The organism is Paenibacillus sp. MMS20-IR301, assembly GCF_032302195.1.
GTDB lineage: Bacteria > Bacillota > Bacilli > Paenibacillales > Paenibacillaceae > Paenibacillus_AQ.
In genome coordinates, this window is sequence record NZ_CP135275.1 from 5,271,030 (window position 1) to 5,297,472 (window position 26,443).

General features: G+C 49.2%; 26 protein-coding genes, 1 tRNA gene and 3 riboswitches. Of the genes, 7 read left to right on the forward strand and 20 right to left on the reverse strand.

Annotated features, from left to right (window positions below; all coding sequences use genetic code 11):
* Nucleotides 1-16: 16 nt before the first annotated feature.
* The 8 genes from LOS79_RS22485 to LOS79_RS22520 form a co-directional block, all read right to left on the reverse strand.
* On the reverse strand, nucleotides 17-580 hold the full coding sequence (locus tag LOS79_RS22485; RefSeq protein ID WP_315412480.1) for a Gx transporter family protein: 564 nt from the start codon (nucleotides 578-580) through the stop codon (nucleotides 17-19).
* Nucleotides 564-953 carry a NusG domain II-containing protein gene (locus tag LOS79_RS22490; protein ID WP_315412481.1) on the reverse strand — a complete coding sequence of 130 codons (390 nt, stop codon included), beginning with the start codon at nucleotides 951-953 and terminating at the stop codon, nucleotides 564-566. Before LOS79_RS22490 ends, LOS79_RS22485 begins: the two co-directional genes overlap by 17 nt.
* 207 nt (nucleotides 954-1,160) lie before the next feature.
* Nucleotides 1,161-2,636 (reverse strand): HD domain-containing phosphohydrolase, encoded by a 1,476-nt coding sequence (locus tag LOS79_RS22495; RefSeq protein WP_315412483.1) that lies wholly within the window; start codon nucleotides 2,634-2,636, stop codon nucleotides 1,161-1,163.
* A gap of 552 nt (nucleotides 2,637-3,188) precedes the next feature.
* Complete coding sequence (locus LOS79_RS22500) at nucleotides 3,189-4,154, reverse strand: alpha/beta hydrolase (RefSeq protein ID WP_315412484.1); 966 nt, start codon at nucleotides 4,152-4,154, stop codon at nucleotides 3,189-3,191.
* A 305-nt stretch (nucleotides 4,155-4,459) separates the two neighbouring features.
* Entirely contained in the window at nucleotides 4,460-6,373 is a 1,914-nt protein-coding gene (locus LOS79_RS22505; RefSeq protein WP_315412485.1) for a choice-of-anchor A family protein, read from the reverse strand.
* Between the two features lie 81 nt (nucleotides 6,374-6,454).
* Nucleotides 6,455-6,544, reverse strand: a riboswitch (cyclic di-GMP riboswitch).
* Between the two features lie 83 nt (nucleotides 6,545-6,627).
* Nucleotides 6,628-6,777: a hypothetical protein gene (locus LOS79_RS22510; RefSeq protein WP_315412486.1), complete on the reverse strand. Its 150-nt coding sequence runs from the start codon at nucleotides 6,775-6,777 to the stop codon at nucleotides 6,628-6,630.
* A 304-nt stretch (nucleotides 6,778-7,081) separates the two neighbouring features.
* A complete protein-coding gene (locus LOS79_RS22515) occupies nucleotides 7,082-7,249 on the reverse strand; it encodes an LPXTG cell wall anchor domain-containing protein (RefSeq protein ID WP_315422390.1) in 168 nt (55 codons plus the stop codon).
* Between the two features lie 828 nt (nucleotides 7,250-8,077).
* The gene (locus LOS79_RS22520; RefSeq protein ID WP_315412487.1) at nucleotides 8,078-8,860 is read right to left on the reverse strand and encodes a hypothetical protein; all 783 of its coding nucleotides are present in this window, start codon (nucleotides 8,858-8,860) and stop codon (nucleotides 8,078-8,080) included.
* 232 nt (nucleotides 8,861-9,092) lie between these two features.
* On the opposite strand from LOS79_RS22520, the gene LOS79_RS22525 reads away from it, so the two are divergent.
* Together LOS79_RS22525 and LOS79_RS22530 are read left to right on the forward strand one after the other, a co-directional pair.
* On the forward strand, nucleotides 9,093-9,548 hold the full coding sequence (locus LOS79_RS22525; protein WP_315412488.1) for a hypothetical protein: 456 nt from the start codon (nucleotides 9,093-9,095) through the stop codon (nucleotides 9,546-9,548).
* Between the two features lie 318 nt (nucleotides 9,549-9,866).
* Nucleotides 9,867-9,959: riboswitch (cyclic di-GMP riboswitch) on the reverse strand.
* 783 nt (nucleotides 9,960-10,742) lie between these two features.
* Nucleotides 10,743-11,129 carry a YhjD family protein gene (locus LOS79_RS22530; RefSeq protein ID WP_315412489.1) on the forward strand — a complete coding sequence of 129 codons (387 nt, stop codon included), beginning with the start codon at nucleotides 10,743-10,745 and terminating at the stop codon, nucleotides 11,127-11,129.
* Between the two features lie 112 nt (nucleotides 11,130-11,241).
* On the opposite strand, the gene LOS79_RS22535 is transcribed toward LOS79_RS22530, so the two are convergent.
* From LOS79_RS22535 to LOS79_RS22550, 4 genes are all read right to left on the reverse strand, one after another.
* The gene (locus LOS79_RS22535) at nucleotides 11,242-11,652 is read right to left on the reverse strand and encodes an ASCH domain-containing protein (protein WP_315412490.1); all 411 of its coding nucleotides are present in this window, start codon (nucleotides 11,650-11,652) and stop codon (nucleotides 11,242-11,244) included.
* A gap of 127 nt (nucleotides 11,653-11,779) precedes the next feature.
* Nucleotides 11,780-12,823 (reverse strand): glycosyltransferase family 4 protein, encoded by a 1,044-nt coding sequence (locus LOS79_RS22540; protein ID WP_315412491.1) that lies wholly within the window; start codon nucleotides 12,821-12,823, stop codon nucleotides 11,780-11,782.
* 102 nt (nucleotides 12,824-12,925) lie between these two features.
* Entirely contained in the window at nucleotides 12,926-14,122 is a 1,197-nt protein-coding gene (locus tag LOS79_RS22545) for a glycosyltransferase family 2 protein (protein WP_315412493.1), read from the reverse strand.
* Between the two features lie 158 nt (nucleotides 14,123-14,280).
* Entirely contained in the window at nucleotides 14,281-14,655 is a 375-nt protein-coding gene (locus LOS79_RS22550; RefSeq protein WP_315412495.1) for a hypothetical protein, read from the reverse strand.
* Nucleotides 14,656-14,818: 163 nt separating this feature from the next.
* Here LOS79_RS22550 and LOS79_RS22555 point away from each other — a divergent pair, with 163 nt between their 5' ends.
* Nucleotides 14,819-16,063: a sialidase family protein gene (locus LOS79_RS22555; protein ID WP_315412497.1), complete on the forward strand. Its 1,245-nt coding sequence runs from the start codon at nucleotides 14,819-14,821 to the stop codon at nucleotides 16,061-16,063.
* 505 nt (nucleotides 16,064-16,568) lie between these two features.
* Here LOS79_RS22555 and LOS79_RS22560 read toward each other — a convergent pair.
* Nucleotides 16,569-16,808 carry a hypothetical protein gene (locus LOS79_RS22560; RefSeq protein WP_315412499.1) on the reverse strand — a complete coding sequence of 80 codons (240 nt, stop codon included), beginning with the start codon at nucleotides 16,806-16,808 and terminating at the stop codon, nucleotides 16,569-16,571.
* A gap of 64 nt (nucleotides 16,809-16,872) precedes the next feature.
* On the opposite strand from LOS79_RS22560, the gene LOS79_RS22565 reads away from it, so the two are divergent.
* A complete protein-coding gene (locus tag LOS79_RS22565; RefSeq protein WP_315412501.1) occupies nucleotides 16,873-17,088 on the forward strand; it encodes a hypothetical protein in 216 nt (71 codons plus the stop codon).
* Between the two features lie 160 nt (nucleotides 17,089-17,248).
* Here LOS79_RS22565 and lgt read toward each other — a convergent pair whose 3' ends face one another.
* The 3 genes from lgt to LOS79_RS22580 are packed head-to-tail and all read right to left on the reverse strand — an operon-like array spanning nucleotide 17,249 to nucleotide 19,686.
* On the reverse strand, nucleotides 17,249-18,181 hold the full coding sequence (gene lgt / locus LOS79_RS22570) for a prolipoprotein diacylglyceryl transferase (protein WP_315422393.1): 933 nt from the start codon (nucleotides 18,179-18,181) through the stop codon (nucleotides 17,249-17,251).
* Between the two features lie 41 nt (nucleotides 18,182-18,222).
* Entirely contained in the window at nucleotides 18,223-18,816 is a 594-nt protein-coding gene (locus LOS79_RS22575; protein WP_315412502.1) for an NAD(P)H oxidoreductase, read from the reverse strand.
* Between the two features lie 60 nt (nucleotides 18,817-18,876).
* On the reverse strand, nucleotides 18,877-19,686 hold the full coding sequence (locus LOS79_RS22580) for a MerR family transcriptional regulator (protein ID WP_315412503.1): 810 nt from the start codon (nucleotides 19,684-19,686) through the stop codon (nucleotides 18,877-18,879).
* A gap of 305 nt (nucleotides 19,687-19,991) precedes the next feature.
* Between LOS79_RS22580 and LOS79_RS22585 the strand changes: the two genes are divergently transcribed.
* Nucleotides 19,992-20,828: a DUF3800 domain-containing protein gene (locus LOS79_RS22585; RefSeq protein ID WP_315412504.1), complete on the forward strand. Its 837-nt coding sequence runs from the start codon at nucleotides 19,992-19,994 to the stop codon at nucleotides 20,826-20,828.
* A 242-nt stretch (nucleotides 20,829-21,070) separates the two neighbouring features.
* Here the strand turns inward: LOS79_RS22585 and LOS79_RS22590 are convergent, their stop codons facing one another.
* The 4 genes from LOS79_RS22590 to LOS79_RS22605 all read right to left on the reverse strand — a co-directional run bounded on the left by LOS79_RS22590 (nucleotide 21,071) and on the right by LOS79_RS22605 (nucleotide 22,936).
* Complete coding sequence (locus LOS79_RS22590) at nucleotides 21,071-21,400, reverse strand: hypothetical protein (RefSeq protein WP_315412505.1); 330 nt, start codon at nucleotides 21,398-21,400, stop codon at nucleotides 21,071-21,073.
* Nucleotides 21,401-21,613: 213 nt separating this feature from the next.
* Nucleotides 21,614-21,685: transfer RNA gene (locus LOS79_RS22595), tRNA-Thr, on the reverse strand.
* A gap of 98 nt (nucleotides 21,686-21,783) precedes the next feature.
* Nucleotides 21,784-22,557, reverse strand: a complete 774-nt coding sequence (locus LOS79_RS22600; protein WP_315412506.1) for a sugar phosphate isomerase/epimerase family protein — start codon at nucleotides 22,555-22,557, stop codon at nucleotides 21,784-21,786.
* Between the two features lie 70 nt (nucleotides 22,558-22,627).
* The gene (locus LOS79_RS22605; RefSeq protein WP_315412508.1) at nucleotides 22,628-22,936 is read right to left on the reverse strand and encodes an MTH1187 family thiamine-binding protein; all 309 of its coding nucleotides are present in this window, start codon (nucleotides 22,934-22,936) and stop codon (nucleotides 22,628-22,630) included.
* Nucleotides 22,937-23,327: 391 nt separating this feature from the next.
* Nucleotides 23,328-23,559: riboswitch (cobalamin riboswitch) on the forward strand.
* A gap of 342 nt (nucleotides 23,560-23,901) precedes the next feature.
* Between LOS79_RS22605 and LOS79_RS22610 the strand changes: the two genes are divergently transcribed.
* Entirely contained in the window at nucleotides 23,902-25,887 is a 1,986-nt protein-coding gene (locus LOS79_RS22610; RefSeq protein WP_315412509.1) for an anaerobic ribonucleoside triphosphate reductase, read from the forward strand.
* Complete coding sequence (gene nrdG / locus LOS79_RS22615) at nucleotides 25,884-26,411, forward strand: anaerobic ribonucleoside-triphosphate reductase activating protein (RefSeq protein ID WP_315412510.1); 528 nt, start codon at nucleotides 25,884-25,886, stop codon at nucleotides 26,409-26,411. The genes LOS79_RS22610 and nrdG overlap by 4 nt, the downstream gene beginning before the upstream one ends.
* The last annotated feature ends 32 nt before the right edge of the window (nucleotides 26,412-26,443 follow it).

Below are 26,443 nucleotides of genomic sequence, written 5' to 3' on the forward strand. Positions count from 1 at the left end.
AGTCATCCTTCCGCTGCTAGTGACCCGGTCCGTTCAGGAACTCTTCAAACAAGGATATCTTGGATAGCGACGCTACCACATACCGGACGGCAAAGCCCACAGCAATCCCTGTAACAATCCCGGTGATCAGCAGAACAGGCAGGTAGTAGAAAATACTCGACGAATGGAATACAAACGAAGCCGCAAGCAGCTGGCCGGTATTATGGGCAAGCCCGCCTGCAATACTGATGCCGATGACGCTGAATCTGGTGCCGCCAAGCTTCACAAGGGCGAACATGACAACAAAGCTGAACAGCGAGCCGAACAGGCTGAAGAGCAGACTGGACAGTGTCCCAAGCAGAAAGGCCGTCAGCAGCGTCTTCAGAATCACGAGTACGAATACATCCCTCGCGCGCAGAAAGTAAATACAGGTCAAAATCATAATGTTGGCAAAGCCAAGCTTCGCCCCGGGCATCAGCCCCATCCCGGCAAGCGGGATCTGAGCCTCAACAATACTGAGCACCACCGCAACGGCTGCAAAAATCGCAATGATTACCGTCCGTTTGAGTGCTGTTGCGGATTCACTACTGGACATAGCCATCTACTTCATCCTCCCCCGACCCGCCTGCAATTTCTACTAATACCCGGTGCGGCAGACATACTATGGTCTGCTTGGGCAGTGTAATAAACCCGAATCCGAGGCATACCTGGTCCGGACAGTCGGCATCGTACATCTCGATTCCGTAATCATGCACCTTCAGAATGTTATAGCCCCGGTCAGTCCGGACCTCAATCGTCTGTTCTTCCTTGGTCAGTGTTACCGTTTTGAATAATTCTCCGTCCACCGTTATATTCGCCACGAGCTCTTTGCCCGGCCCGCCTTTATCAGCATCGTTTGACAGCCACCTCGGCACTATAAAAGCGAGCGCAGCAATCAGAACAATAGAAATCAGCAGCACATCTGCGCGTTTCATAAAAATCTCCCTTATTTTTTAATTAAAAACCAGACTTAATAATTATAACGGTCTGCCCTCAATCCTTCAATGAATGTAGTCGTTAATTGTCGCATTTCATGCCCAGTTCACAAAATAGGCACGCAAAGCAGAAGCGGAACCTTCCTGAAATTGGATGGCATCCGCTTCTGCAAGAAATATAAGGATAAACGGGAGGTGAAGCCCTTTTTATCCGGTTTTGACCGGATAGATATCCTGGTGCAGCCGGGCCTTCCGCCCGAAATAGTCCAGGAACAATCCGGCGAATTCCGGGTCCCACTGGCTGCCTCTCCCCTGCTCCAGAATGGCCAGTGCCCGGTCATGATCCATCCCCTTGCGGTAAGGCCGGTCCGAGGTCATCGCATCATAGGCATCCGCCACCGCAATAATCCGGCCATGCAGCGGAATATCCGTTCCTGCCAGACCATCCGGATATCCTCTGCCGTCATAACGCTCATGATGTGAACGTACGCCGCCAAGATAAGGCTCCATCTTCTCAGCCGGCTCTATCTGACGCAGGATGTTCTCCCCCAGCACCGGATGGCTCTTGATCTGGTCAAACTCCTCCTCCGTCAGCGCCTCTTCCTTGAACAAAACGCTGTCACTTACACCGATTTTGCCGATATCATGCAGCAGAGCCGATTTGCGCAGGTTATCCAGCTCCTGGCCCGTAAGCCCGGCAAGCTGTCCGATAATGACGGAATATTCCGCCACCCGCAGCGAATGACCCGCGGTATAGGAGTCACGGGCATCCAGCGCCACAGCAAGCGTGGTGAAGTAGCTGTCCAGCAGCTGCCGGTTCTGTTGCTCCCGGGCCTGCAGCCCCCGGACCATCATATTAAAGCCCGCTACCAGCTTCGAGAATTCATCGGAATATTCGTCCTGCACCTGGATCAGATTCCCGTCCTTCACCTGATTCATTGCCTGGTACAGCTCATCAATCGGGTGCTGCACACTGCTCGTCAGCAGCCAGGCCGCGATGGAGGAGAAGGTGGTCCCGATCAGCAGCACCATCCCTGCCCAGGCCCAGTAATTCTGCATCCCGACTCCAACTACCGCACCTCCTTGATCATGCAGGCGGATATGTGTAGCCATGATAAACAGAAACAGCGGAAAGGTGCCGATCAGCATACAGCTCACCATAAATTTGGGGCGGATCGGTATAAACACATGCCCTTCCAGTGAAAAATCAACACCATACTGTTCCAGCGCGCGGTTTCTGAATTCTTTGATCAGGGGAATAATTGCCGTACAGGTAAGGAAAAACTCAATCAGCGCATGCATACTGGCCACCAGTACAGCTCCGCCCATTGCTATAAGCATATAGAAATACGGTATCGTAATCCATCCATTACGGATCATCCAGAACGTCATTAGTATAGCCGGCAGGGATAACCCCATGAGATGCGGCCCCAGAATCCGCTGTACCGCCCGTTTGGGCATTTGATGGGTATGGAGATATGCCTTCTCCAGCATCGGCAGTGTCAGATTCTCCTCAAGCAGAGCTGCCCGGATTGGCTTAATCTGATTAAGGAAGACCCCGATCTCCATTACTGCCATAATGATGAAGGAAAGCATGAGAACCAGCAGAAGACGGAAAAACTCCTGGGTGCTTATCGTCAGCGAGGACAACAGAAGCAGACTTCCTACGGCCAGCACTGCCACTACTGAGCCGAATATATAATTCCGGATCTGATTCTTTAAAAATATTCTGTATAGTCTCATCTGTACCTCATTCCCGTCCGGCCTCAGCCCGTTACCGCTTGTATTTATATATTTTTCATGATATAATAATCCAATATTTGTTTTCGAGTATATTATCCCCATCAAGAAGATGTCAGGCCGATGAATCACTTTTCTATACTATCGGCAGTTTGGACACAAAATCTTACGTTTTCTTGCAGGACCTTTCCTTTTTATGAGATCAAATTCGAACATAGCATTCCGATTCACACTGGCGCGGCCACGGAGCCGCAAGGACAAAAGAGAGGTAGGGCTTTTGTCGTATTGGAAGGATTTTTCTCGCCACACGGCTGCTGGAAATAACAAGGAACTACGACACCCGTTTCGCTCACAAACGGCGGGGGATTCATATACCGATAAGCATGGCTGTGCTGCTTCCCTGAACGCAGGGAAAGGCCCCATGTGTGGAACATATTAGCGCCCGGTAACCGCCTAATTTGCGGATACCGGGCGCGTCTACGTTTCAGGAGGTATTCAGACCGGACGGACCGATGCCGGATTGTCTACATAACGCTCCACGAATTGGCCAACCTTGCGGACATATTGTATTTTATCCGTATCATAAGCAAGACCATGCCCCGCTCCATGCACTACCATCTGCTCCTTCGGACTGCTGCAGGCGCGGTACAATTCCTCCATCATCGCAAACGGCACGAACTTATCCGCGTCTCCATGAATGAACAGGATCGGAACCCTTGCTTTGCGCACCTGCTTCAGCGCAGAGGCTTCACCAAAGAGATAACCGGCCTTGAGCTTGGTAACTAAGCTGGCAACCGGCACGAACGGAAAGCTCGGCAGACGGTACATCCGCCATAGCTGATAGGACAGCTGGGCTTTGACCGAAGTGTATCCGCAATCCGCTACCACTGCCTTCACCTGCGGAGGCAGCTCTTCCCCGGCCGTCATCATCACGGTTGCTCCGCCCATCGATACACCATGCAGTACAATCTGCGCTTCAGGTCCGGTTTCCTCCAGAATATAATTGATCCACTGCAGATAATCGCGCCGTTCGTGCCAGCCGAAGCCAATATAGCTGCCTTCACTCTGCCCGTGCCCTCTGGCATCAGGAAGGAGCACATTATAGCCCAGATTATCGTAATAGTTCTTGGCGGTTGCTCCCATATCCTTGGCTTTGCCGGAATAGCCGTGGGCAATAATCACCGTACGCCCGGCAGCCCGCCCCGATGCCAGAAAGTAACCCTTCAGCTTCAGTCCATCATGCGAGATCAGTTCAGCTTCGCGGAAGCTTTGCCGTGACACCCAGTCTGCGCCTTCCCCCCATGAAGCGCCGGCTACCGGCGGGTCAACCTTGAGATCCGGTGTCTTTGCCAGGAAATCCTTCGGCGCCCGCTTAATTGCCACTCCGTAAAAGAAGAATCCTGCATACACTACCCCTGCTACCATAATAATAAGCCCTGCAAGCAGGATTACACTCCACATACACGTTTCTCCTTCCGGTGAATACCCAGATACTTCAGGGTGATTAATACTCTTGTGTCAACAAACCAGCAGCTATGCAGTCAGTATAGCACGGCTTCCAGCCATCTTGAAATTTCTGCCGGCAGTCTGGATGTTGCGGTTATTCCGCATAAAATAACCCCACAATGTGGGGCTGTATGACTGAGGCACTTTGCGGACTCCTAACCCTTATTGATTCTAAAGGATTAAAAGGGCTGCTCTCGGAGCATATTTCCTCCAAAAGCAGCCCCAAAGTCGCCATTAGCCCGTGGTAAACAGCAAATAGTTTATTTACGTCTGCTATTTCTTGCTCTTCTGCCCAGCAGCAGGCCCAGACCCGCAAGAGCTATACCGGCAATATAATAAGGCGCCGGACTGGATTCTCCCGTCTGCGGAAGAGTGGCTGCCGCAGTCACACTACCCTGCGGAATCTCTTCATCATCTATGGTTAATTCGGGACCCGCTGACGGCGAAGCTGCAGGAGTTCGCACCGGTGCCGCAGTGGCTGGCCGGATTGTAGCCTTCGGCAATATAGTGGCTACCGGTCCGAGCGGAACCGCATCATCCTCTACAATGAAAGTGGTAACCGGCGTCGGCGTCGCCAGAATGAACGTAAACGGCGATACCACTGGCGGAGCCGTTGGTGCCGGTGTCGGTGGCGCTGTTGGTGCTGGCGTCGGTGGAGCCGTTGGCGCTGGTGTTGGTGCTGCTGTTGGTGCTGGCGTTGGCGTCGGTGTCGGTTCCGCTGTTGGTGCTGGCGTTGGTGTTGGTGTTGGTGTTGGTGTTGGTGTTGGTGTTGGTGTTGGTGTCGGTGTCGGTGTTGGTGTTGGTGTTGGTGTTGGTGTTGGTGTTGGTGTCGCTGTCGGCGTTGCCGTCGGTGTCGCTGTCGGCGTTGCCGTTGGTGTCGCTGTCGGCGTTGCCGTTGGTGTCGCTGTCGGCGTTGCTGTTGGCGTTGCCGTTGGTGTCGCTGTAGGTGTTGCCGTCGGTGTCGCTGTCGGCGTTGCTGTCGGCGTTGCCGTTGGTGTCGCTGTCGGCGTTGCTGTTGGTGTCGCTGTCGGCGTTGCCGTTGGTGTTGCTGTCGGCGTTGCTGTCGGCGTTGCCGTTGGTGTCGCTGTCGGCGTTGCCGTTGGTGTCGCTGTCGGCGTTGCCGTTGGTGTTGCTGTCGGCGTTGCCGTTGGTGTCGCTGTCGGCGTTGCCGTTGGTGTCGCTGTCGGCGTTGCTGTTGGTGTCGCTGTCGGCGTTGCCGTTGGTGTCGCTGTCGGCGTTGCCGTTGGTGTCGCTGTCGGCGTTGCTGTTGGTGTCGGCGTTGGTGTAGATGGATCTTGACCTGTATATGGATAGTGGTGAGATTCCCCTGATCCAGAGAATGAAGCTCCAATTACATTGCCGTTAATTTGAGCATTGTTGAAGTTAATGGAAGCTAGCGGTGCAAATACAGTTCCCAATACACCTATGCCTTCAATCTGCACGCTGGTTGCCTGACTGAAGTTATATAACACTTTTGTAGCCTGGGCTGTGCTGCTTTTACCATTTATCCAGACGCCCATGTTCTTCATAGAAACTGTAGATCCGGAAATATTAATTATGGCTGTCGAGCCTTCAGGAATATCAATACTCAGACCATGAGCACTGGATAGCTTGCTGCCGTCTACTGTAAATACATTCACACCGGAATTTTTACCTGTAAGAGTAAGGCTGCCATTATCCGTTGTAGTCCCGTTAGCGGAGACGGCGGCTAGCTGTTCCGATTTATTACGTAATAAGCTGAACTCGGCCGCGAAATCTATGACATTCTTTTTGAGCTGCAATGTTCCTGTACCTCCGCGAGGACCGCCGTTTCCGGTGTAATGCTCTCCGTACACTACATCACCAACGGTCTCCCCCTGCGAATAATTCAAATCGCCACCAGCGATAAGTGAGTAAGCTTCCTTCGTTTCTTGACTAGTCAGACTGTGCCCAACTGAATAGCCTTCTTTTAAATTTACATTTCCGCCCGCGGCTAATCTGCCTTCCACATCACTGTGCATGCCTTCATAGCTGCCCAATATGAACACGTTATACTTAGAAGCATTACCAGGCAAAGAAGCTCCTTCGGCTTTTACTGAAATATTGCCAAGTAGAGTTATTCCGCTGCCACCTACAACCAAAACAGATATAAGACCTAACACGATAAGACGCTTAAACTTACTGAACCGGATCATACAGGCTCACCTCACAGTTAATATAATAAATGCCTTGTTTCATATAACAAAAAAAGGCCGCCGGAAAGAGAGTATGCTCTTTACGGCAGCCGGACGATCATGGCGCTGTCAGGCGCTTTAGATTCCTTGACTTTGCGTCCCGCACTTTCGTACGGTTTGCTTTTATACGTGAGTAAGTTATTATGTTGTGAAATTATGCACTAAATCATATCTACAGTGAAAAGTCTATGACATTCGTTACTCTGGAACTATTTTCAGTTTATCTGCTCCCTCTGCCTGTTGTCAATTAATTCCTTTGTGAATTTTTGAATTATTTCCCCCTTAAAATCTCCCAATGCAGCACTATACAAGGATTTAACGCCAAATGCAGCAGTTTTCTCCCTAATCTCCCTTCTTCTTTTCATACTCCGCAATAAACGATCATGCTTTTTTGAAACTGCGCTAAAAGAACTATTTTTAAATATCGCAAATTTAAGTAAATCAAGATAGGATTCCAGCCCTTCTTGTATTGATTGCAGTTCTTCTAACGTATTCAGCTTCCGCAGGAAATATTGCAAAAATTATACCACACCGTTCCGAGTAAGCTTATGCAGCATCTATCCACATAAAAAAGAGCTGCCTGCGGGAGGACGTCTTCTCCCCAAGCAGCCCCTGTCCCGTTCAGCGGTGATACCGCCAGCTTTTTCGGGAAGAGCCTAACTCTTTAGTTTATTTACGTTTCCCTGATCTTGATTTTCTACCGAGGAATATCCCTAATCCCGCAAGCATTACTCCTGCCAAATAATAAGGGAATGGACTTGATTCACCGGTCTTCGGTAAAGTTGCTACGGCCGGGACACTGCCTAGGGGCATCTCTTCATCAATGATGGTCACCATCGGCGTTGCGGTTGGTGCTGGTGTTGCCACGGCCGGTTTAGGTGTGGCTGATGGCACCGCAGTTGCTACTGGACCCAAAGGCAGAGGATCATCGACGATTATTACAACCGGGATTACCGGCGTCGGTGTTGGTGTGGCAAAAATAAATGGCGGTGTTATTGGAGCCGGTGTTGTTACTGCAGTTGGCGGGGCTGTTGGCGCTGGCGTCGGCGTTGGTGTTGGCGGTGCTGTTGGCGCTGGTGTCGGCGTCGGTGTTGGCGGTGCTGTTGGCGCTGGTGTCGGCGTCGGTGTTGGCGGCGCTGTTGGCGCTGGTGTCGGTGTTGGTGTCGGTGTTGGTGTTGGTGTTGGTGTTGGTGTCGGCGTTGGTGTCGGTGTCGGCGTCGGCGTTGGTGTCGGTGTCGGTGTCGGTGTCGGCGTTGGTGTCGGTGTTGGTGTCGGTGTCGGTGTCGGTGTCGGTGTCGGTGTCGGTGTCGGTGTCGGTGTCGGTGTCGGTGTCGGTGTCGGTGTCGGTGTCGGTGTCGGTGTCGGTGTCGGTGTTGGTGTCGGTGTCGGTGTTGGTGTTGGTGTCGGTTCTGGGGTGTTCGGTGTTCTGGGGTTGGCGTTGGTGTGTGGTGTCGGTCTGGGGTTGGCGTTGGGTGTTGGTGTCGGTTCTGGGGTTGGGGTTGGTGTTACCGTTGGTGTCGGCTCTGGGGTTGGCGTTGGTGCTACCGTTGGTGTCGGCTCTGGGGTTGGCGTTGGTGCTACCGTTGGTGTCGGTTCTGGGGTTGGCGTCGGTGCTACCGTTGGCGTTGGTGCGATTGTCGGTGTTGGGTGTTGGTGCTGTTGGTGCTATCGTCGGCGTTGGTGTCGTACGTTGGCTGCGGCTGTCGGGTTGGCGTTGGTGCTATCGTCGGAGTTGGCGTCGGTGCGGCTGTTGGTGTTGGCGTTGGTGCTATCGTCGGCGTTGGCGTCGGTACGGCTGTTGGTGTTGGCGTTGGTGCTATCGTCGGCGTTGGCGTCGGTGCGGCTGTTGGTGTTGGCGTTGGTGCTATCGTCGGTGTTGGCGTTGGTGCTATCGTCGGCGTTGGCGTTGGTGCTATCGTTGGCGTTGGCGTCGGTGCGGCTGTTGGTGTTGGCGTTGGTGCAATTGTTGGCGTTGGCGTCGGTGCTGCTGTTGGTGTTGGCGTTGGTGCTATCGTCGGCGTTGGCGTTGGTGCTATCGTTGGCGTTGGCGTCGGTGCGGCTGTTGGTGTTGGCGTTGGTGCTATCGTCGGTGTTGGCGTTGGTGCTATCGTCGGTGTTGGCGTTGGTGCAATTGTTGGCGTTGGCGTCGGTGCTGTCGGTGTTGGCGTTGGTGCTATCGTCGGCGTTGGCGTCGGTGCAGCTGTCGGTGTTGGCGTTGGTGCTATCGTCGGCGTTGGTGTAGGCTTCGGCGTTGATGTAGGTTTGACTGTCGGTGTCGGTTTTGGTGTACACTTCGGTGTCGCCGTTGGCTTCGGTGTCGCCGTTGGTGTAGCTGTCGGCTTTGACGTTGCCGTTGGGGTTGCCGTTGGCTTCGGTGTCGCCGTTGGTGTCGCTGTCGGCTTCGGCGTTGATGTAGGTTTGACTGTCGGTGTCGGTTTTGGTGTACACTTCGGTGTCGCCGTTGGCTTCGGCGTGCCGTTGGTGTGCTGTCGGCGGTGTGTTGGTGTTCGTTGGTGCTATCGTCGGCGTTGGCGGCTTCGGTGTCGGCCGTTGCCGTTGGTCGTCGGTGTCGGCGTCGGTGCTTCGTTGGGTGTCTTCCGTTGGTGTCGCTGTCGGCTTCGGTGTCGCCGTTGGTGTCGCTGTCGGCTTCGGTGTCGCTGTTGGCTTGGTGTCGCCGTTGGTGTTGCCGTTGGTGTTCGGCTTCGGTGTCGCCGTTGGTGTTGCTGTCGGCTTCGGCGTTGATGTAGGTTTGACTGTCGGTGTCGGTTTTGGTGTACACTTCGGTGTCGCCGTTGGCTTCGGCGTTGCCGTTGGTGTCGCTGTCGGCTTCGGTGTCGCCGTTGGTGTTGCTGTCGGCTTCGGTGTCGCTGTCGGCTTCGGTGTCGCCGTTGGTGTAGCTGTCGGCTTTGGTGTCGCCGTTGGGGTTGCTGTTGGCTTCGGCGTTGCCGTTGGTGTAGTTGTCGGCTTCGGTGTCGCCGTTGGTGTAGCTGTCGGCTTCGGTGTCGCTGTTGGTGTTGCCGTCGGCTTCGGCGTCGGTGTGCACTTTGGAGTTGCCGTCGGTTTCGTTGTTGGACGTATTGTCAGTGTGACAAAGTCATTAGCAGCCTGCTCATTCGAGGATTGCGCAGCTGTATAATCTTCACTCCGCGATATATCGCTGCCAACTGCAATATTCCGCTCATTCAGATCCAGTGTTTGCTTGAAATCCCTAAAGATCAAAGCGTTCACTCCGCCTGCAGCCTCTAACGCGGGTATAGGGACAAATGGCTTGTTTGAAGCCGCTTCTGCATCCCAGCCCCAGCTGAAGGCGCTGCTCACTGTCAAAACGCCCGTCAACAGAAAGACGGCCGTCTTACTCACTCTTTTTCTCAATAATCTACACCTCCTATTCAGCTATTCTATGAAACTGTCGCCATGCTATAACAACAAAAAGACCGCCACGAAGGGTTAACTTCACGGTGGCCGGACGACCATAGCCTGTGCTAAAGCGGCATTAGATTCCTGACTTTGCGTCCCGCTCTTTCGAATCGGTTTGCGTTTATACATGATCATATGAAATTAATTTGAGCTTATGTACAAACAAGACAAATTCTATTCTTCCACTACTTCAGAACCAATTTCAGTGTATGCGCTCGGCCAGATCATGTCAATATATTTCCAATTAATTATCCATCCTCAGATTAATTTAAACTCCACGAAAAACCCTTATTTTTCAAGGTTTTTTTCATTATCATTCTACAAACCCTTTGCAAAGAAAGTCGCTTTTTCGAATGTTTTAGCGAGATTCAATTTAATTATTAAGATCATACGTTCTCATAATGGGTTATATCATCATAGTAAAATAGTCCTGTTTCAATTAATAAAAAAGAAACGGCTTCTCTCCCCCTTAGGACAGTAACCGTTCCCTTCAATGGCCCCCCGGAGTCGCGTTGTCCCGAAGTTAATCTGCCTCTGCAAAAACTGTCGCCAAGGCCCTTCCCCGCAGCAGCCTTTAATCGACATTTCCAGAGCATTTATAGATAAAGCTGCACGCAGATCGCAGCAGCTTAGAGCAATTGAATCCAGCCGATCATTGAGACCCAGAGTGGAATGCTAAACAGCAGACCGAATACTAAACCACGGCGGAGATTTCCTTCATGACTCATCGCCATTCTCCTTCAATTCAAATTTATTTAAAATATTTATTATTTGATTTTAATATAAATCATATCGTCTGATTTTATTGTGAATTATGTCACATTATCGCTATGTATTTTATAAATACCATTGATTATTTTAAGGACTCCGGGTTAATATACGAATATACGTTCCCTTTGGAGGTGATTTATTCATGCAGAGAGCAGAGGCCCGGGACTATCTGCTGGTGAAATTATATATACTGATTCCGTTCATTGTAACCGCCTTTGAACATGATTCTTCTATAATATCCTTAGAGCTGCGCACCCCCGCACCTTACCTGGAAGCCCTTCATTCAGCGCTCAATGCCGCCAGTGCCGATCTGCGGGCTATACGGGCCGAGATGCGGACTCGCGGGCTTAGAATCTATGAACAGAACTGGCTGGCGGCCGGCGCCGAGGTCAGATTTATCTGCAGAGGCTACCATGAACGGATACTGCTGCTGGATGACGTGATTTCTGTTGAGGCCACTATGCAAATGCGCAGATACCTGGGTCTGGATACAGCCGCAGGCCCTCTTGTCCCGCTAGCAAAAAAATAGGTCCCGCCGTAAACGGCAAGACCTTAAGTACCATATTACACCGGGGGATGTCTGGTAACCTCAATATACATCCTCTACCTGAAAAGAAGCTGATAGCCGGATAAAAATTTGCTTAAATTCCGGGAAACTCCCAGAACCCCAGCCGCCCCTTGGCGGAAACCGGCTCAGCCAGCAGACTTATCTCTTCAAGCTTCCAGGCAAACCGCCCTTCCGCATAATCACCAAATACATACTCGTTCCCGCCGGGCCAGCCCTGCATGGCCAAATCGGATGTAACCTCGCAGCAATCCGCCAGACGGCCGGTGGCAAGGATCTTTCCTGCCGGCAGGTTGTCCGCCGTATAGCCGTGCCGGGCAAGGACGGACAGATACGGCTCACTCCTGCATATCTCCTTATCCACCTGTATTCCTGCGTGGATAGCCAGCTCCCCTCTGTAGGCGGTACGCCAGGAACGGGTTTCGATTTGCTTTTCTCCGAGCGCGATTAAGGTTGCCCACGGCTGGCGGATCGTCAGACATTTCATACGCGCCTTACCTCCTGTTATGTACAAACAAAAAGCGCAGTTCCCGTGCCGGGAAGTCGCGCTGTGTATAACTTCTTAGCTGTATTTTATATTATACATCCTATACCAATTTGTAAAATTTCCAGAGTTATTTCATGGGATACCCCTTACACAAGCTGCTGTACATGCCGAGCAGCCGATTTGCGTACAGATCCGGTGACAGATTCATTTCGACATGCTCCTGCCCATTCCTCCGCATGTATTCTCTTCTGCCATCCTTACGCATTAACGCCAGCGCCGTTCCCACAGCCTGCTCCACCTGTCCCCGCTGATAGATCCTCCCGGTGCGGCCGTCGATCACAAGCCGGCGTATACCATCGGAATCTGTAGTCAGCACAGGGCAGCGGCATAACATCGCTTCAGCTACAGCATAACCAAAGCCTTCAAGGATGGAGGTTGAACACAGCAGCCCTCCCGAATCACCAATAATGCTGAAATAATCCGCCATCTGCTCATGCGGAATATTTGAATACATAATCAGGCGCGGGCTCATATTATTCTCGGCCACAAACCGTTCGAAATCAACTTTTTCTGCCGGATCATACAGTGTATCATCCTGAAAAACCCATAAGTACAGCTCCGAATTATGCTTCATCAGCTGCAGGCCGATTTGCAGAAACTCCCGCCAGTTTTTATTGACCTGCAGACGCCCTACCCAGCCGATAACCGGATAATCCTTCACCGGGTACGCAGTATAGCCGAAGTCCCGTGCATCCACCGGATCATCGAAACAAAAGTGGGGAATACAGGTTATCTTTTCCTGGAGCAGCTTTTGCAAATGGGGCGTCTCCGGGTACAGCAGCGCATCCGCATATCTGCAGATCCGTTCCTTGAAGTCCTCGATAATCTGCCTGGCCTCTTCAATTACGCCCAGTCCCTGGATCTCGAAGACAAGGAGCCCCCGGTACCCGAATTTCCGGATCCGCTCAGCAAGATAGATGTCCGTACAAACAACGATCAGATCAAACTGCTCCCGCTCCAGCAAATTCCGGATGTCGTGATCACTGCTGATAATATGCGTAGGCACATTGCGGATATTATGCCTCCCCTCCCCGTTATGGGTGTAGAGCAGATGGCATTCAATCCCTTTTGCGGCCAGTGCCTTGCAGCGGATCCGGTTTAAAGTCTCCATTCCGCCGCTCGGGTTATAAAACGAAAATAATATTTTCATAACATCACTCATTCTGCACAGTATTTTTTCAACAACCCCGCACTCTTACAAATTCTATAATGATTAGATAGAGCTGCCCAACAGCTCCTTCAGCGCGTCCGTCCGGAAAAGCTCATTGTACAGGTTGTCTTTGACAGAGGGCGTACTTTTATGGCGGTAACCGATCTGCGTGTGGTCATCTGTATAATAGTTGGAAATAGCCGCATCCCCGGTCAGGATTAAATTGTCCAGCATATATTGAACATCCAGATAACCCTTAAACTGCTCCGGTCCGAGGATCATGGTAAAGGGCGTACCGATATGCTCGAGACTTCTGTAAAGCGCATGCTGCACGGCAGCACCAGGCATCCAGCTGAAATCCGTAGTCGGATGAGCAATAGCGGCGAGTTCGATGGAAGGCCGGGAACTAAGCGACAGGTCAAGCACTCTGAAAATGTAATTGCTGAATGTCTGCTCATAAAAACTCTCCGCCAACACATAATCCCCCGCCGCTTCCACAGGATACAGAACAGTAAGGACGGGATGGATATTTCTGCGGTTGCGTGCCTGAAGCCGGGTCAGATGATACATATACCGCCATCTGCGGTGATGCTCGGTGGTAAGCAGCTGTGCCGATACACTAAAAGATGAATTCACCCGGTAATTCATCAATTCCACGGGAATATACCGGATATCGCAATACTCGGTCATCCGCAGCCAATAATCATAGTCCTCTACCGGCTGCATGCCGTAATCCCCGACGAGCCGGGCAATCCCGGCTTTATACATGAAGGAGACCCCAATAATGGAGGAGTCCAGCAGCTTCTCCTTGGGCTGTGACTGATATTGGCGGAGCGCCGCTAACTGATGTTCATCATTCAGCTGCTTCCCGTTATTGTCTATACTCTGAAAAGAACTGTACACGAGCCCCAGCTCCTCCCGCCCTTTAGCTAACGCTGCCCTCAGAAGCTCCAGAAACCGGGGATTATACACATTGTCACTCGACACCCACGTTAAGTATTTTATCCGCTCATCCGTAAAGAGAAGATTAAACCCGGTGTTCAAGGCATGCGCCACACCTTTATTGCTGGAATGAGAGATAACGGATACCCGGGGATCACCGGCAGTATACAATCTGACCAGCGGAAGCATGTCCGGATCGCCATCAATAACAATGATCAGATGAAATTCCTTAAGTGATTGCTGAAGAACTGATTCAAGGGCCTGATGCAGAAAATCCGGCCTTTGCGTGTAGACAGGCATCACTACCCCTGTATCCATCAGCTTCCCCCTCCTTTCTGTGCAGGCATACCAATAGTGTATTTCACTTCCTGCTTATTGCCTGTGTAACCGCCCTGCCTCCGGCTGAACGGACAAAAAAAAGCGGAAGGCCGCTGCAAAGAGCGGTCTCCGCCTCATTCCTGTCAGATACAGCTGCCCTAAATCGGCCAGGAGAATACATCAATCGGTGTAAATTCCGACTGCAGCACCCGCTGTTCCGTGACCAGATTACCGAATTCGTCCAAGCCAAACGAAGAGAATGCAACCTTGGACATCCCGTCAGTATTGCTGATCTGAACCTCATAAGACACATTGCCTGCGATAAAAAACTCCCGGATATCCGCTGCACCACCGGCAACAGTGTACCCGCTGACATACACCGGGACAAGCGTCAGGGTAGTGATCGGCACAGCAAAAATCTCCACAATAATTGTAGCCGCCAGTGTGCCCAGATTGCGCACGCTGACTGCAATGTTGCTGGCTGCTGTTCCTGTAGCCCGTGTATTGGTAATCAGACCTGTAGTATACGGCATGTTCCTCACTCCTTTCTGTTTTCTATCATTCTATTCAATTGCAGGGTTATAGTATCGGGCTCGCTTCCCGGTACAATCATGGAATATTCCTCTACTGGTCAATGACACAACCAACTGCGGCCTATAAACATAACCTGTTATTAAAAAGAAGGAGCATTAGGACATGACTAATTTCAACTTCCAGGTCACCACCGGCTTGCTTCCGAAATTCGAACCATCGATCGCTGTAAACCTGCTTATTCCCGGAATTATGGTTGCAGTCGCTGTAGATTTCACTACTGGTGTACCAATGACCGGACTGTACCGTTCACTGGACGGAGGTGCCAACTGGAGCAACTCCATGCTGCCTCTGCCTCCGGGCTTCACCGGAGCCGAAGCGCCGGTAGTTGCTTATGGCTTCCCCAGCACCTTTGTAGTGACCGCCCATGTCTTTCCCGGAGCGTCGGACGGAACTACCGTTATCTATAAGTCTACCGATAACGGCGCTACCTTCAGCCCGCCGGTCATTGTCAACAGCGGCTATGGCGTATACATCAATAATGATGAGACGAACGTAACAATTGATGTCGGACAATCCAGCCCCTACCTGGGTAACACGTATGTAACCTATAATCATCAGTTTAATGTGGCGAACGGCGGGAACTCCACCGCCTTCTTCAGCCGGTCCCGGGATGGCGGAACCACTTGGGATCAGCCTATCGTGCTGTCCAGCATCTCGGACCAGGTAGAGCGCCCTGATGTCGCCTTTGACTTGGTAGGTACCGTCTACGGTGCCTGGGTCACGGTAAATACCCCCTCACGCTTTTTTGTCAGAATCTCACTGGACGGAGGAACCACCTTCGCCCCCCAGCGGCTCGTGTCCGAGGTCACTCCGGTCCCGACAGTTCTTCCCGTACCCGGCTACGCCTTCCGCGTGCTGACCTTTGCAAATGTGTCAACCGACCGCTCCTCCGGCCCGTTTAGCGGCCGGGCTTATGCCGTCTGGCAGGATTTCAGGCAGGGATACTCCGACATCCTCATGTCCTTCTCGGATAACACGGGAACGAGTTGGTCCAGCCCGGTCAGCATTACCGGCGCACCGGCCGGTTCACAGAATTTCTTCCCTGCCATTGATGTTGACCCCCTGCTTGGCGTAGTGAACATTATCTATTACAGCAACCAGGTAAACGGCTTCCTGCTGGACGTTTATGTCGCCCGCTCCATTAACGGGGGTCAGAGCTTCACCAATACCAGAATCACCAATACCTCCTTCGATCCTAACGCCGGCAGCGTAACCCCGGTCACCGTAATAGGGGATTATATCGATATTTCATCGGTTCCCCCCGGCGGATATATCGGCATCTGGATGGATACCAGCACCGGCGCACAGAACATCGTAGCCGGTTACTCTGACACCGTGATTACCTGAAGCAACCACGAACAATGTCAGCAGCAGCTCCGACTCCGGGCAGTGCAATTCAAAAAGGCGCAGCCCCGGAAATTCCGGAAGCTGCGCCTTAATTAAGTTATTCGGGATGCTGGTGAAGGGAATTGAACCCCCGGCCTACGCATTACGAGTGCGACCAAGCTAGTATTTACTAGGCTTTATAGTGGTTTATAAGCATAATTTATATACCGAAAATACGTATAGATACTTAAGGAGGTTTTTAGATATTTGGATGCCGTTAGAAGTCTTGTTAGAAGAAAGTATTCGCTCATTTACCAATAAATAAATGAACAGAAGCTAAATCTGAGGGAGAATTGGGGGCAGCGTTAACGCCGTCCCCGAGCTTTAATTAGCGCAACTACCGAGACTGCCAGCGCGGCAATTATAATAATCCAAGTTATCACATTTAGCATTTGAGTGCCTCCTTTAAAGGGCTGTTGCCCACCATATTTTATTTTTCTACTGGATCCATCTTCAGACGGACAGCTTACCATCTCTCCCAACATTCCTGAATTCCGTTTATTTCAAGAAAGTAATTTGCACGACGCTCGGTGTCAAATATAAGTCCTCTGCGTTTGCAACACCATTCTTCCGCTTCTGCAATTTGTTCTTCCGTGTAATCTTTGTTGGCTGCTTCTTCATCTTCTAAGTCGAAAAACATTTCAAAGTCTTCCCAATCACCAATGATGGGTATTCCGTTAAATGGGCACTTAAACCTTACTCTCATTATTATCTCCTCCAAGGTTAAAGCTGGCTCAGGAGGAAATGACCAAAGAGGAGTAGTAATGGTTATGGATTGGGAAGAATACCATTATCGAGCTATATTGCAATCCGCAGCTTCAACTGATCCCAAGGATTTGGTCAGTGCAGCAAACAACTACGTAGCAAATTTCGCTGCTCATTCCATGCTTGTCCGCCGTAATCTTACATTAGAAGATCTGGAACCAGTGGTTAAAGCATACGATCGAATTTTCGATGGGTACTGGAGTAAACAAGTCGAAGAATAGACGCAGAAGAACCCCGCCAAATAACTATACGAGGTCCACTTGTATGTCTTTAGTTTTGAATAAAACAATAGCAATAGATAATTCGTCTTGTTCATTAACAAATTAACTAATCATGTGCTACTTTAAAGCCTTCTACAGCCCTTACAAATTGCGAATGTCATTAAATATGGGATGCAGCCTTAATAGGTACAATCGGGTCACTGTAGAGTGAAGTTGTTTTACCAGTAACTCTTCTTACGACAATAAGCGTTATTGCTATAATAATTATAAAGAGAGCCAGTAATTGTGAAATTCTTACGTTTCCATACACGGGATCAAGATAACCTTGTTCAAAACCTAAGGACATCATAGGTGACCACAATCCATTAACAATGTAAGGGATCCAGCTCGGAGACTGAAAGCCCAAGCTATCTGTTCGCAATGCCTCTATGAAAAAACGCCCTGCGGAATACCAGATGAAATAAGACATAAATAGTTCACCAGAGCGCAAAAATTTCTGCCTTCGCAAAATCAGCAATAGAATGAGGCCAACCAAATTCCAAAACGATTCGTATAAAAATGTAGGATGATGAAATACTCCTTCAATTTCCATCTGATTGACAATGAAGTCAGGGAGATGCAATTTTTCGATGAGGAAGGTTTCTTCAACCGGTCCGCCATACGCCTCCTGATTAACATAGTTGCCCCATCGACCAATCAATTGGCCTACAATTAACCCCGGAGCACAAATATCCGCCATACGCCAAAAACTATACCCTTTCTTCCGAAAAAATATTACAGCGAATACAACCGCGCCAATTAATGCACCATAAATTGCAATACCACCATTCCAAATTTTGAAGACTCCCCAGATGTTATCTCTGTAGTCATCCCATTTAAATACAATGTAATATATACGAGCGCCGATGATAGCAGAAGGTAATCCTAACAAGAGCATATCCATGAATACTTCCTGAGGAATATTAAATCTTTTCTTCCCTTCATAGATTACAAATAATAAACCAATTAACGCTGCCATACCAAGAATTAAACCATACCAGTGTATATTTATTGCCCCTAATGAAAAAGCAATTTTGTTCAATTGCAAGTACATCACTTTCAATTCACTCTCCAAATCACCTTAAGTATAAATAATTATAATTGAGTTCCAATTTTATACGCCTCGTCAAGATGATTGTTAAAGAGAATTTCTTTATTCTGCTCAACATGATCATCAAATTCCCCTAAAGTGTTTGTCATAAAATGCACTTTAGAATCTCTCACACCAACAAAGCCGGATAAACCGATGTTAAAGTAGTGCTCCATCATTTGATGATAATTACGTTTTTCCAATTTTACTTGTGTAAACCCAGTCAAAGCAATCCATCTAATACACTTTACTGGAAGCTTATTTGAATTTCCATACGCAAAACCAAAATTCCATACCCGGTCAAGGTAACCCTTCATGATTGCGGGTACACTATACCACCAAACTGGAAATACAAAAACAAGAGCCTCACTAGATTGAATTCTTTTCATCTGCCGCTGGACCTCTTCAGAGTACACCTTATCAGGGTTATTCCAATCGGGTTCGTCCGAGGTTAAAAGAACAGGGTTAAATCCTTCTTTGTAAAGGTCTACTAATTCGTATTGGTTACCAGCTGCTTCAATACCACTAATTAAGCGCTTTGTTACATTCATAGTTAAGGAATCTTCCCTCGGGTGAGCTACAACAATTAGCACTTTCATATTTTTATACTCCTTTATCTGTGACTTAATCAAAGGTTAAACCCTACCAACATTGTAGAGTCAAGGATTAATTTGAGCGACTATCCCCCATGAGCTGATATCGTTATTATTAGGTAGGACCGTGTAACAAAATTCATATACATCGCTAAGTAATGTTTTATTATTTTTCTTTACGAAATTCTTAAACTTCATGTAATACATTTTTGATTTTGAGTAGCTGTCCTCAATGTAAAGGGAACAGTATGTTCCCTTTGGTAAACGAATTTCTTCAAAACCTTCAGGTACAACGGAAGGATCTTCAAGAAATAAATAAGATGCTAAAAATTGGTTTTGTAGAAATTTGGATTTTTCCACAATAAATCCTGGACTTACATTAATATAATCCAAAGAATTGGGTAATGAGATGAACGATTTATAGTACTCTGTTTCCTGGTCTCTTGTTGAAGAAACATTCACAGCTTTACTATAAATAGTTCTTTCTTGAAATTCAGAAGTTACAATTTCATTTGTAGGATGCGATTTCAAGGCCTTGAAAATATCTTGTCTTAACTGAATCCCCTGTTTTAATTTTGTTAATTCCTCAATGCTTTGTTCAATGTGTTTAATCTGTGCTGAATACAATATGTCCAGTTTATTTAGATCCCAATCATCTATACTCGAGTTCTTTATTTCAGCGATGGATAGATTAATGCTTTTTAAAACCTTAATATGATGCAATTGCTGTAGTTGACTGAGTGTGTAATAACGATATCCTGTTTCCTGATTAACGTGGGCTGGAGAAAACAGTCCGATTTTATCGTAATACCGCAAGGTTTGTTGAGGAATACCAAACAACTTTGAAATTTCTCCTATTCTAAACATCATATTCATCCTTCTGTATCCCTACTTTCGAATTACTTATTTATACTTATATTCACAAAATTTAAAAACCTAAATGGATTTGATATTAATGATAAATTCAAATTAAAAAAGCCATCAGCTAATGGCTTCTTAATGATCATTCTGTAGATGTATTTTCCGCTATATAACATTGATTAGCAAACCTTATGACACCCAAACTCCTAGACTTTTTTTAATAAGACCTTATGATCTGCAACCCGGACTATATAATGATACCTGAATTGGAAATATGGTATAATAAATAATTCCCTGAATTGGAAATGGAGGTCTATGCATTGCAATATATTATATATACAGATGAATCTGAAAAAAAGGGGAGGTACTTTGGGAATTTTTATGGGGGGACTTTAATCAGATCTACTGATTTTGATTATATTAACAAGGAACTAAACAAAAAAAGAGAGGAATTAAATCTTACTGGTGAAATAAAGTGGCAAAAAGTAACAGAAAACTATTTAGAAAAGTATATGGACATCATTAATTTGTTTTTCGACTTTGTAAAAGAGGACAAAGTAAAAATCAGAATTATGTTTACCCATAATATGTACCAAGCAGTTGGATTAAACGAAGCACAGAAGGGCAATGAGTATTTCTTACTGTACTACCAATTCTTCAAACATATTTTCGGATTTCAATATTCTAACCCTACAAATGAACCTATCTCTTTATATATTTTATTGGATCAACTTCCTGACAAAAAAGAAAAAAATGAGGAGTTTAAAAAATTTATATATTCCCTTCAGTATCAGGAAATATTCGTCGAATCAAAATTACATTTCAAAAGTATGGATGATATAGGCGAAGCTACCTCACATGAACACATAATATTGCAATGCCTCGATGTTGTTCTCGGGTCTATGGAATTTAAGTTAAATGGAAAAGATCAAGATAAGCCTCCGGGGCAAAGATTACGAGGAAAAAGAACACGAGCAAAAGAAAAATTGTACAAACTAATTAATAAAAGAATACGCGAAATATATCCTAATTTTAATATCGGTGCGACAACAGGTTGTTCTGATCTAAGCGATCGGTGGTCACATCCTTATAGACATTGGAAGTTTGAACCCAAGTATACTAAAGTTAACACTCAATACAATTCAAAAAATAAATGAGCCCCACTTCACCTACTAAGTAGCCCACGTGGAACGTAAGCCTTCGGTGATAGTCAAGCTCATTGTATTTTTATTATATCGTCTGCCCAAATATTTTGCAATGGGTTATAAGCAACTTTTATAATGTATCAAAAATACATTCATAGTTCAAGTGTTTTTTCAGGACAGACTTTAGTATAACGTCTGTCCTTTATATTTGTTCATATGAGCGGAAACTTATACCTTTTAATAATTATTCTCTTTTATTCGTTCGGCATGCCCGCGGCTGCCCGCAGGTGATTAGCCATGTTGTTGTAGTAAGCCATAGCCGACTTATCGCCCTTTACCTTTGCCGCTTGCCAGCCGGGAGACAACCACCGGAAAACCAACTCCTGGACATTGCTCTTCGGCAACTGTGTGAACGGTGCAGTTGATCCCGGCTGCAAAGGGATGCACGCAGCCAGCCGCAGGTTATTAGCAAGATTATGCAGATGCTGCATACCTACTGAGTCACCTGCCTGCCGAGCAGTAAACCACGCCGGAGATACATAATCATCAATGAGTGCCTGGGCCACACTGACCGGCAACTGCACGGCAGCAGGAACCGCAATAACCGCCGGCTCTTAAGCAGTGCTCCGGGGCATTGGCGATTCCATCCTTGGAACGCGTAAAGAAGTCGCAATAACGACCGAAACCCCCACTTTACTTAACTAAAGGTTAGAAGAATGTTAGAAGACGGCCGGTTTAATAAAAAACGACGCGGCCCCGAAACCCCGGAAACCGCGCCACTATCGAATTTGCAAACATGCTGGTGAAGGGAATTGAACCCCCGGCCTACGCATTACGAGTGCGTTGCTCTACCCCTGAGCTACACCAGCTTAAAGGGATGCTTACTCTGCCAAACAAAAAATATTATAACTCTTCCGGCAGAAAACGCAACCCCTTTCCGTCTATAACCTCTTATGTTGCTTAAGCCCTATGCAAGTCCCAGTCTGCGGAAGTAGTCCAGTGCCTGCTTGGCACTTTCCAGCGAAGATACCGCATAGACCTCCTGTTCGACAATATAGTACAGAATTCCGCTTTCCTCCGCTGCATCAAAAACGCTTTGGAAATCTACCGCCCCTTGTCCAAGGTCCGTTTCTTCATGATCTGCCCCGAAATCCTTAATGTGAACCAGCGGCACACGGCCCGCATAGCGGGTGACATAGTCAACCGGCCGGGCCCCGCCCCGGTATACCCAGCCCAGATCAAATTCTGCAAGCATATGCTCTCCCGGAATCTGCTCCAGCCAGATATCGATGATCGCCTTGCCGTCCACTTGCTGGAATTCATAGGCATGGTTATGGTAGCCGTATTTCATGCCAGCCGCCCGTACCATCGCAGACGCCTTCTCCAGAAACGGAACTACCGCTGCTACATCCTCGGCAGACGGATTCTCCGGCAAGGGTGCCGCCGGGGTAATTATATATTGAAGTCCAAGCTCTGCCGCATATTCAATCTCTTGGGATAATGCTTTCTCCATGTTGTCCAGGCTGCTGAAATCCAGGCCCACATGCGCCGAGGGCGCCTTAAGCCCCAGCTTGTCCAGCGTACGGCGAAGCTCCCCGGCAGGCACGCCGAAGTATCCGGCAAATTCCACTGCCCCGTATCCCATTTCGGCAACCTTAGCCAGTGTGCCCAGGAAATCCTGCTCACTCTGGTCACGCAGCGTGTACATCTGAATACCTACTTGCGGTGATTCTCCTGCCATGTAACAATCAGCTCCTTAGCGGTTATTTAATCATACCTTGTCATTCCCTACTGCAATACAGGCAGCAGCATTATTCCCCCAGCAGCTTACGTTCAACGGACTCCAGCTTGCTGCGGCTTGTCGAGGGCTTGTCCCGCCGGTCATCAATTTTGAGTGAAGTCGAAACTCTCAGTGCCCCTGCTGTAAACGGCGACTCATGCAGCGCTTCCACAGCCGCCAGAATCCGCGCAACCGGCCCCTCAATAATCGTCCCCATGGAGGTAAGCTCATAGGTGATTCCCTCCACCGTCTGCAGCACACGCTGCATTTCAGCCACATAGCCGCTGAGACTGGTGCTGCCGGTGCCGACCGGTATAACGGTTACTTCGCCAATTGCCATTTTGTAATCCCTCCCCGGAATATTGTGCACAGCCTGCCCTTTCCTCTCCATTGTAACCCTTCTCATGCCCGCCTACAAACAGCCTGCCGCTTCTTTTTCCAGCCCTGTTTCTGTGGGATTATCCCTGAAATTCTCATTTTCTCCTGAAGCTATTACTATATCCCTAAAATAGTTTCACGAGGGACATGCGTACTATATTTATGGAGTCTTTGTGGCAGCTTTTGGGACAATTTATGACTCATTGAAGACAAAATTTGCAGTCAGACTGTGGATTACCTGTGGACTAACTGTGGATCAGCTGTGAGTAAAACCCGGGAAGCCGCTCCACGCCTGGATTTCCAAAAAAATGTTTACAAACACAATATATTGAGTTACTTTTATTTAACAACAACAAAATATAGTAGAAACAGGTGTTTCACTCATCTAGTAGAGTTGAAGCTTAATAGGGAAACGCGGTGCAAATCCGCTGCGGTCCCGCCACTGTAACCGGACGCTCCAAGGCCTAAGCGGCCTTAAGGGCAGCAGCCTCCGGCAAGACGCCACTAAGAGGCCAGCAGCCTCCCGGGAAGGCGCCGGAGGGTACACGGCAAGCCAGGAGACCTGCCTGTTTCTGTGACACCGACAGACTCCTGCGAGGAACAGGTGAGGTGTCCGTATGCGGCCTGCAAGAGCAGAGCTAGCCTTTCCGTTATTCGGGCCAAAGGCTGCCGATACCTGAGGACAATTATATATTGCTCTCAGGTATCGGCCTTCTGCGGAATGTACTGGAACGGGTTCTACACACCACTGGGCATAATTCTGATACCCGTTTGTATATTCCACTTAGACTACCGGCAGCTGCCCTTTATGCGGGCAGCTGCACTGCGCATCCGGGCATTTCCCGCCTTCCTGGCCGGAGATGCCTTTTTACTGATGTCTTGAAGCATTGCCTTCAAGTTTACAATACTGAGAGGAGAGAGCTATACATGACGCTGCTGGAGAAACGATATAACGGAGGACAAGCTGCACAGGAGGTTCTTCTGGAAGAAGTAATTCATTTGGGTAAGGATATTATCGACAGCCGGGATCTGGATTTGCTGCGTGAGAACGCCAACTTGAACGGGGAGAGCTTCTCCGGCAAGATGAGCAAATTCGGCAGTGAGTATTCCAAATGGTACGCCCGGAATTTCACTATGCCGCCACAGCTCGTTCAAGCGACGCTCGATAATGTCGTATATGTTCACGATCTGGATCAATACGCCATCGGAACAACCAACTGTATCTTCATTCCGTTTGAGCGTCTTCTCCGCGAAGGCTTCAACACCGGCAACGGCAGCGTACGCCCTCCTAACTCAATCATGACGGCAATGTCGCTGGTGGCGATTATTTTCCAGTCCCAGCAGAATGCCCAGTACGGCGGTGTATCCGCGAACAAGCTGGATTACGATCTGGCTCCCTATGTGACCAAATCCTTCGCCAAGCTGTTCCGCAAGGGCCTCGAGTATTTCGAGGAAGGTACCGCAGGCGAGCAGCTCGGTGAGATTACGATGAGCCGTACCGATCTGGAAGAGCAGTATCCGCGCGCCTTCCGTTTCGCTCTGAAAGAGACCGAAAGCGAAACACTGCAGGCAGCCGAGAGCATGGTACATAACCTCAATACAATGTCCAGCCGTTCAGGCGGCCAGATTCCTTTTACCAGCATCAACTATGGTACATGCACCTCACCTGAGGGCCAGCTCGTCATCAGCTCACTCCTGACAGCCACTATGAACGGACTGGGCAGCGGGGAGACACCGGTGTTCCCGATCCAGATTTTCAAATGCAAGCAAGGGGTTAACCAGCAGCCGGGCGATCCTAACTATGAGCTGTTCCTGAAGGCCGCCGAGTGCTCTGCACGCAGATTATATCCGAACTTCGCCAACCTGGATGCTCCGCTGAATATGCAGTATTATGATCCGGAGAATCCGGACACCGAGTTTGCTACGATGGGCTGCCGGACACGGGTGCTCGGCGACCGCTTCGGACGCAATCACTGCTCCGGTAAAGGCAACCTTTCGTTCAACACGCTCAATCTTGTACGTCTCGGACTTGCCTACGGTACAATAACCGGCCGCCGCCTGGCTGCCGACGAGGCCGGCTTCTTCGAAGACCTGAACTATTACATGGATGTTGCACTGGACGGGCTGCTTCACCGGTTCCGTATCCAGGCTGCCCAAAAGGCCAAAGCCTCTGACTTCATGATGCGTGAAGGGGTCTGGGAAGGCGGAGAGCAGCTCGCACCTGACGAAAGCGTCGGCGAACTGCTGAAGCACGGCAGCCTGTCGATCGGCTTCATCGGGATGGCAGAATGCATGAAGGCTATGTACGGCAAGCATCACGGCGAAGATATGGAGATCCACGCCAAAGCTGTAGCCATTGTCCGCCATATGCGTGAATATTGCGACCGGAAGAGCGAAGAGCTGGATCTCAACATTACACTGTTCGCGACTCCTGCCGAAGGACTCTCCGGCAAGTTCACTAAGGTGGACCGCAAAGTACTCGGCTCCATTCCGGGAGTAACAGACCGTGAGTACTATACGAATTCCTTCCACATTCCCGTCTACTACGACCTGAGTGCAGCTAAGAAAATCAGCCTCGAGGCTCCTTTTCATGAGTATTGCAATGCCGGAGCAATCTCTTATGTCGAGCTGAACGGAAATGCCCGCAGCAACCCTGCCGCCTTCGTCAAAATCATCAAATATGCGCTGGAGCAGGAAATCAGCTATTTCAGCATCAACCATCCGATCGACCGCTGCTCGGGCTGCGGCTATGAAGGGGTAATCGGTACGAACTGCCCGTCCTGCAACGCCCATGAGGATACAACCCATATCCGGCGGCTGCGCCGGGTAACCGGCTATTTGACCGGCGATTACCAGACCCGCTTCAACGCCGCCAAGCAAGCCGAAGTACGGGACCGCGTTAAGCATCTATGAATATATGCGGCTATTACCCGGAGTCCATTAACGAAGGAGAGGGCCTGCGGGCCGTCCTCTTCTTCAGCGGCTGCCGCCACCGTTGTCCCGGGTGCTTCAATCCGAAGACCTGGAACTTCAATTACGGTGAGCTGTTCACACCGCAGCGCAGGCAGGAGATCATAAGCGAAATCGCCGGCAATCCGCTGCTGGACGGCCTGACGCTTGCGGGCGGGGACCCGTTCTTCTCAGCAGAGGCGGCTGCAGAATTCATTCACGAGCTGCGCGCCGAGCTGCCGGATTTCCCGGTCTGGATCTACACCGGGTACACGTATGAGGAGCTTACAGCTTCCCCCGGCTCACCGGAATGGGAGCTGCTGGCGCTTTGCCAGGTCGTGATCGACGGGCGGTTCGTCGAAGAGCTCAAAGATACGACACTCCCCTACCGGGGCAGCAGCAATCAGCGCATTATAGATATTCCGGCTAGTCTGGCAGGAGATACAATTGTACTATGGGAGCCTATCCTTAGCTTTCAAGGGGTGTAAAGCTATCTATCTGTTAAAAAAGGGCACTAACC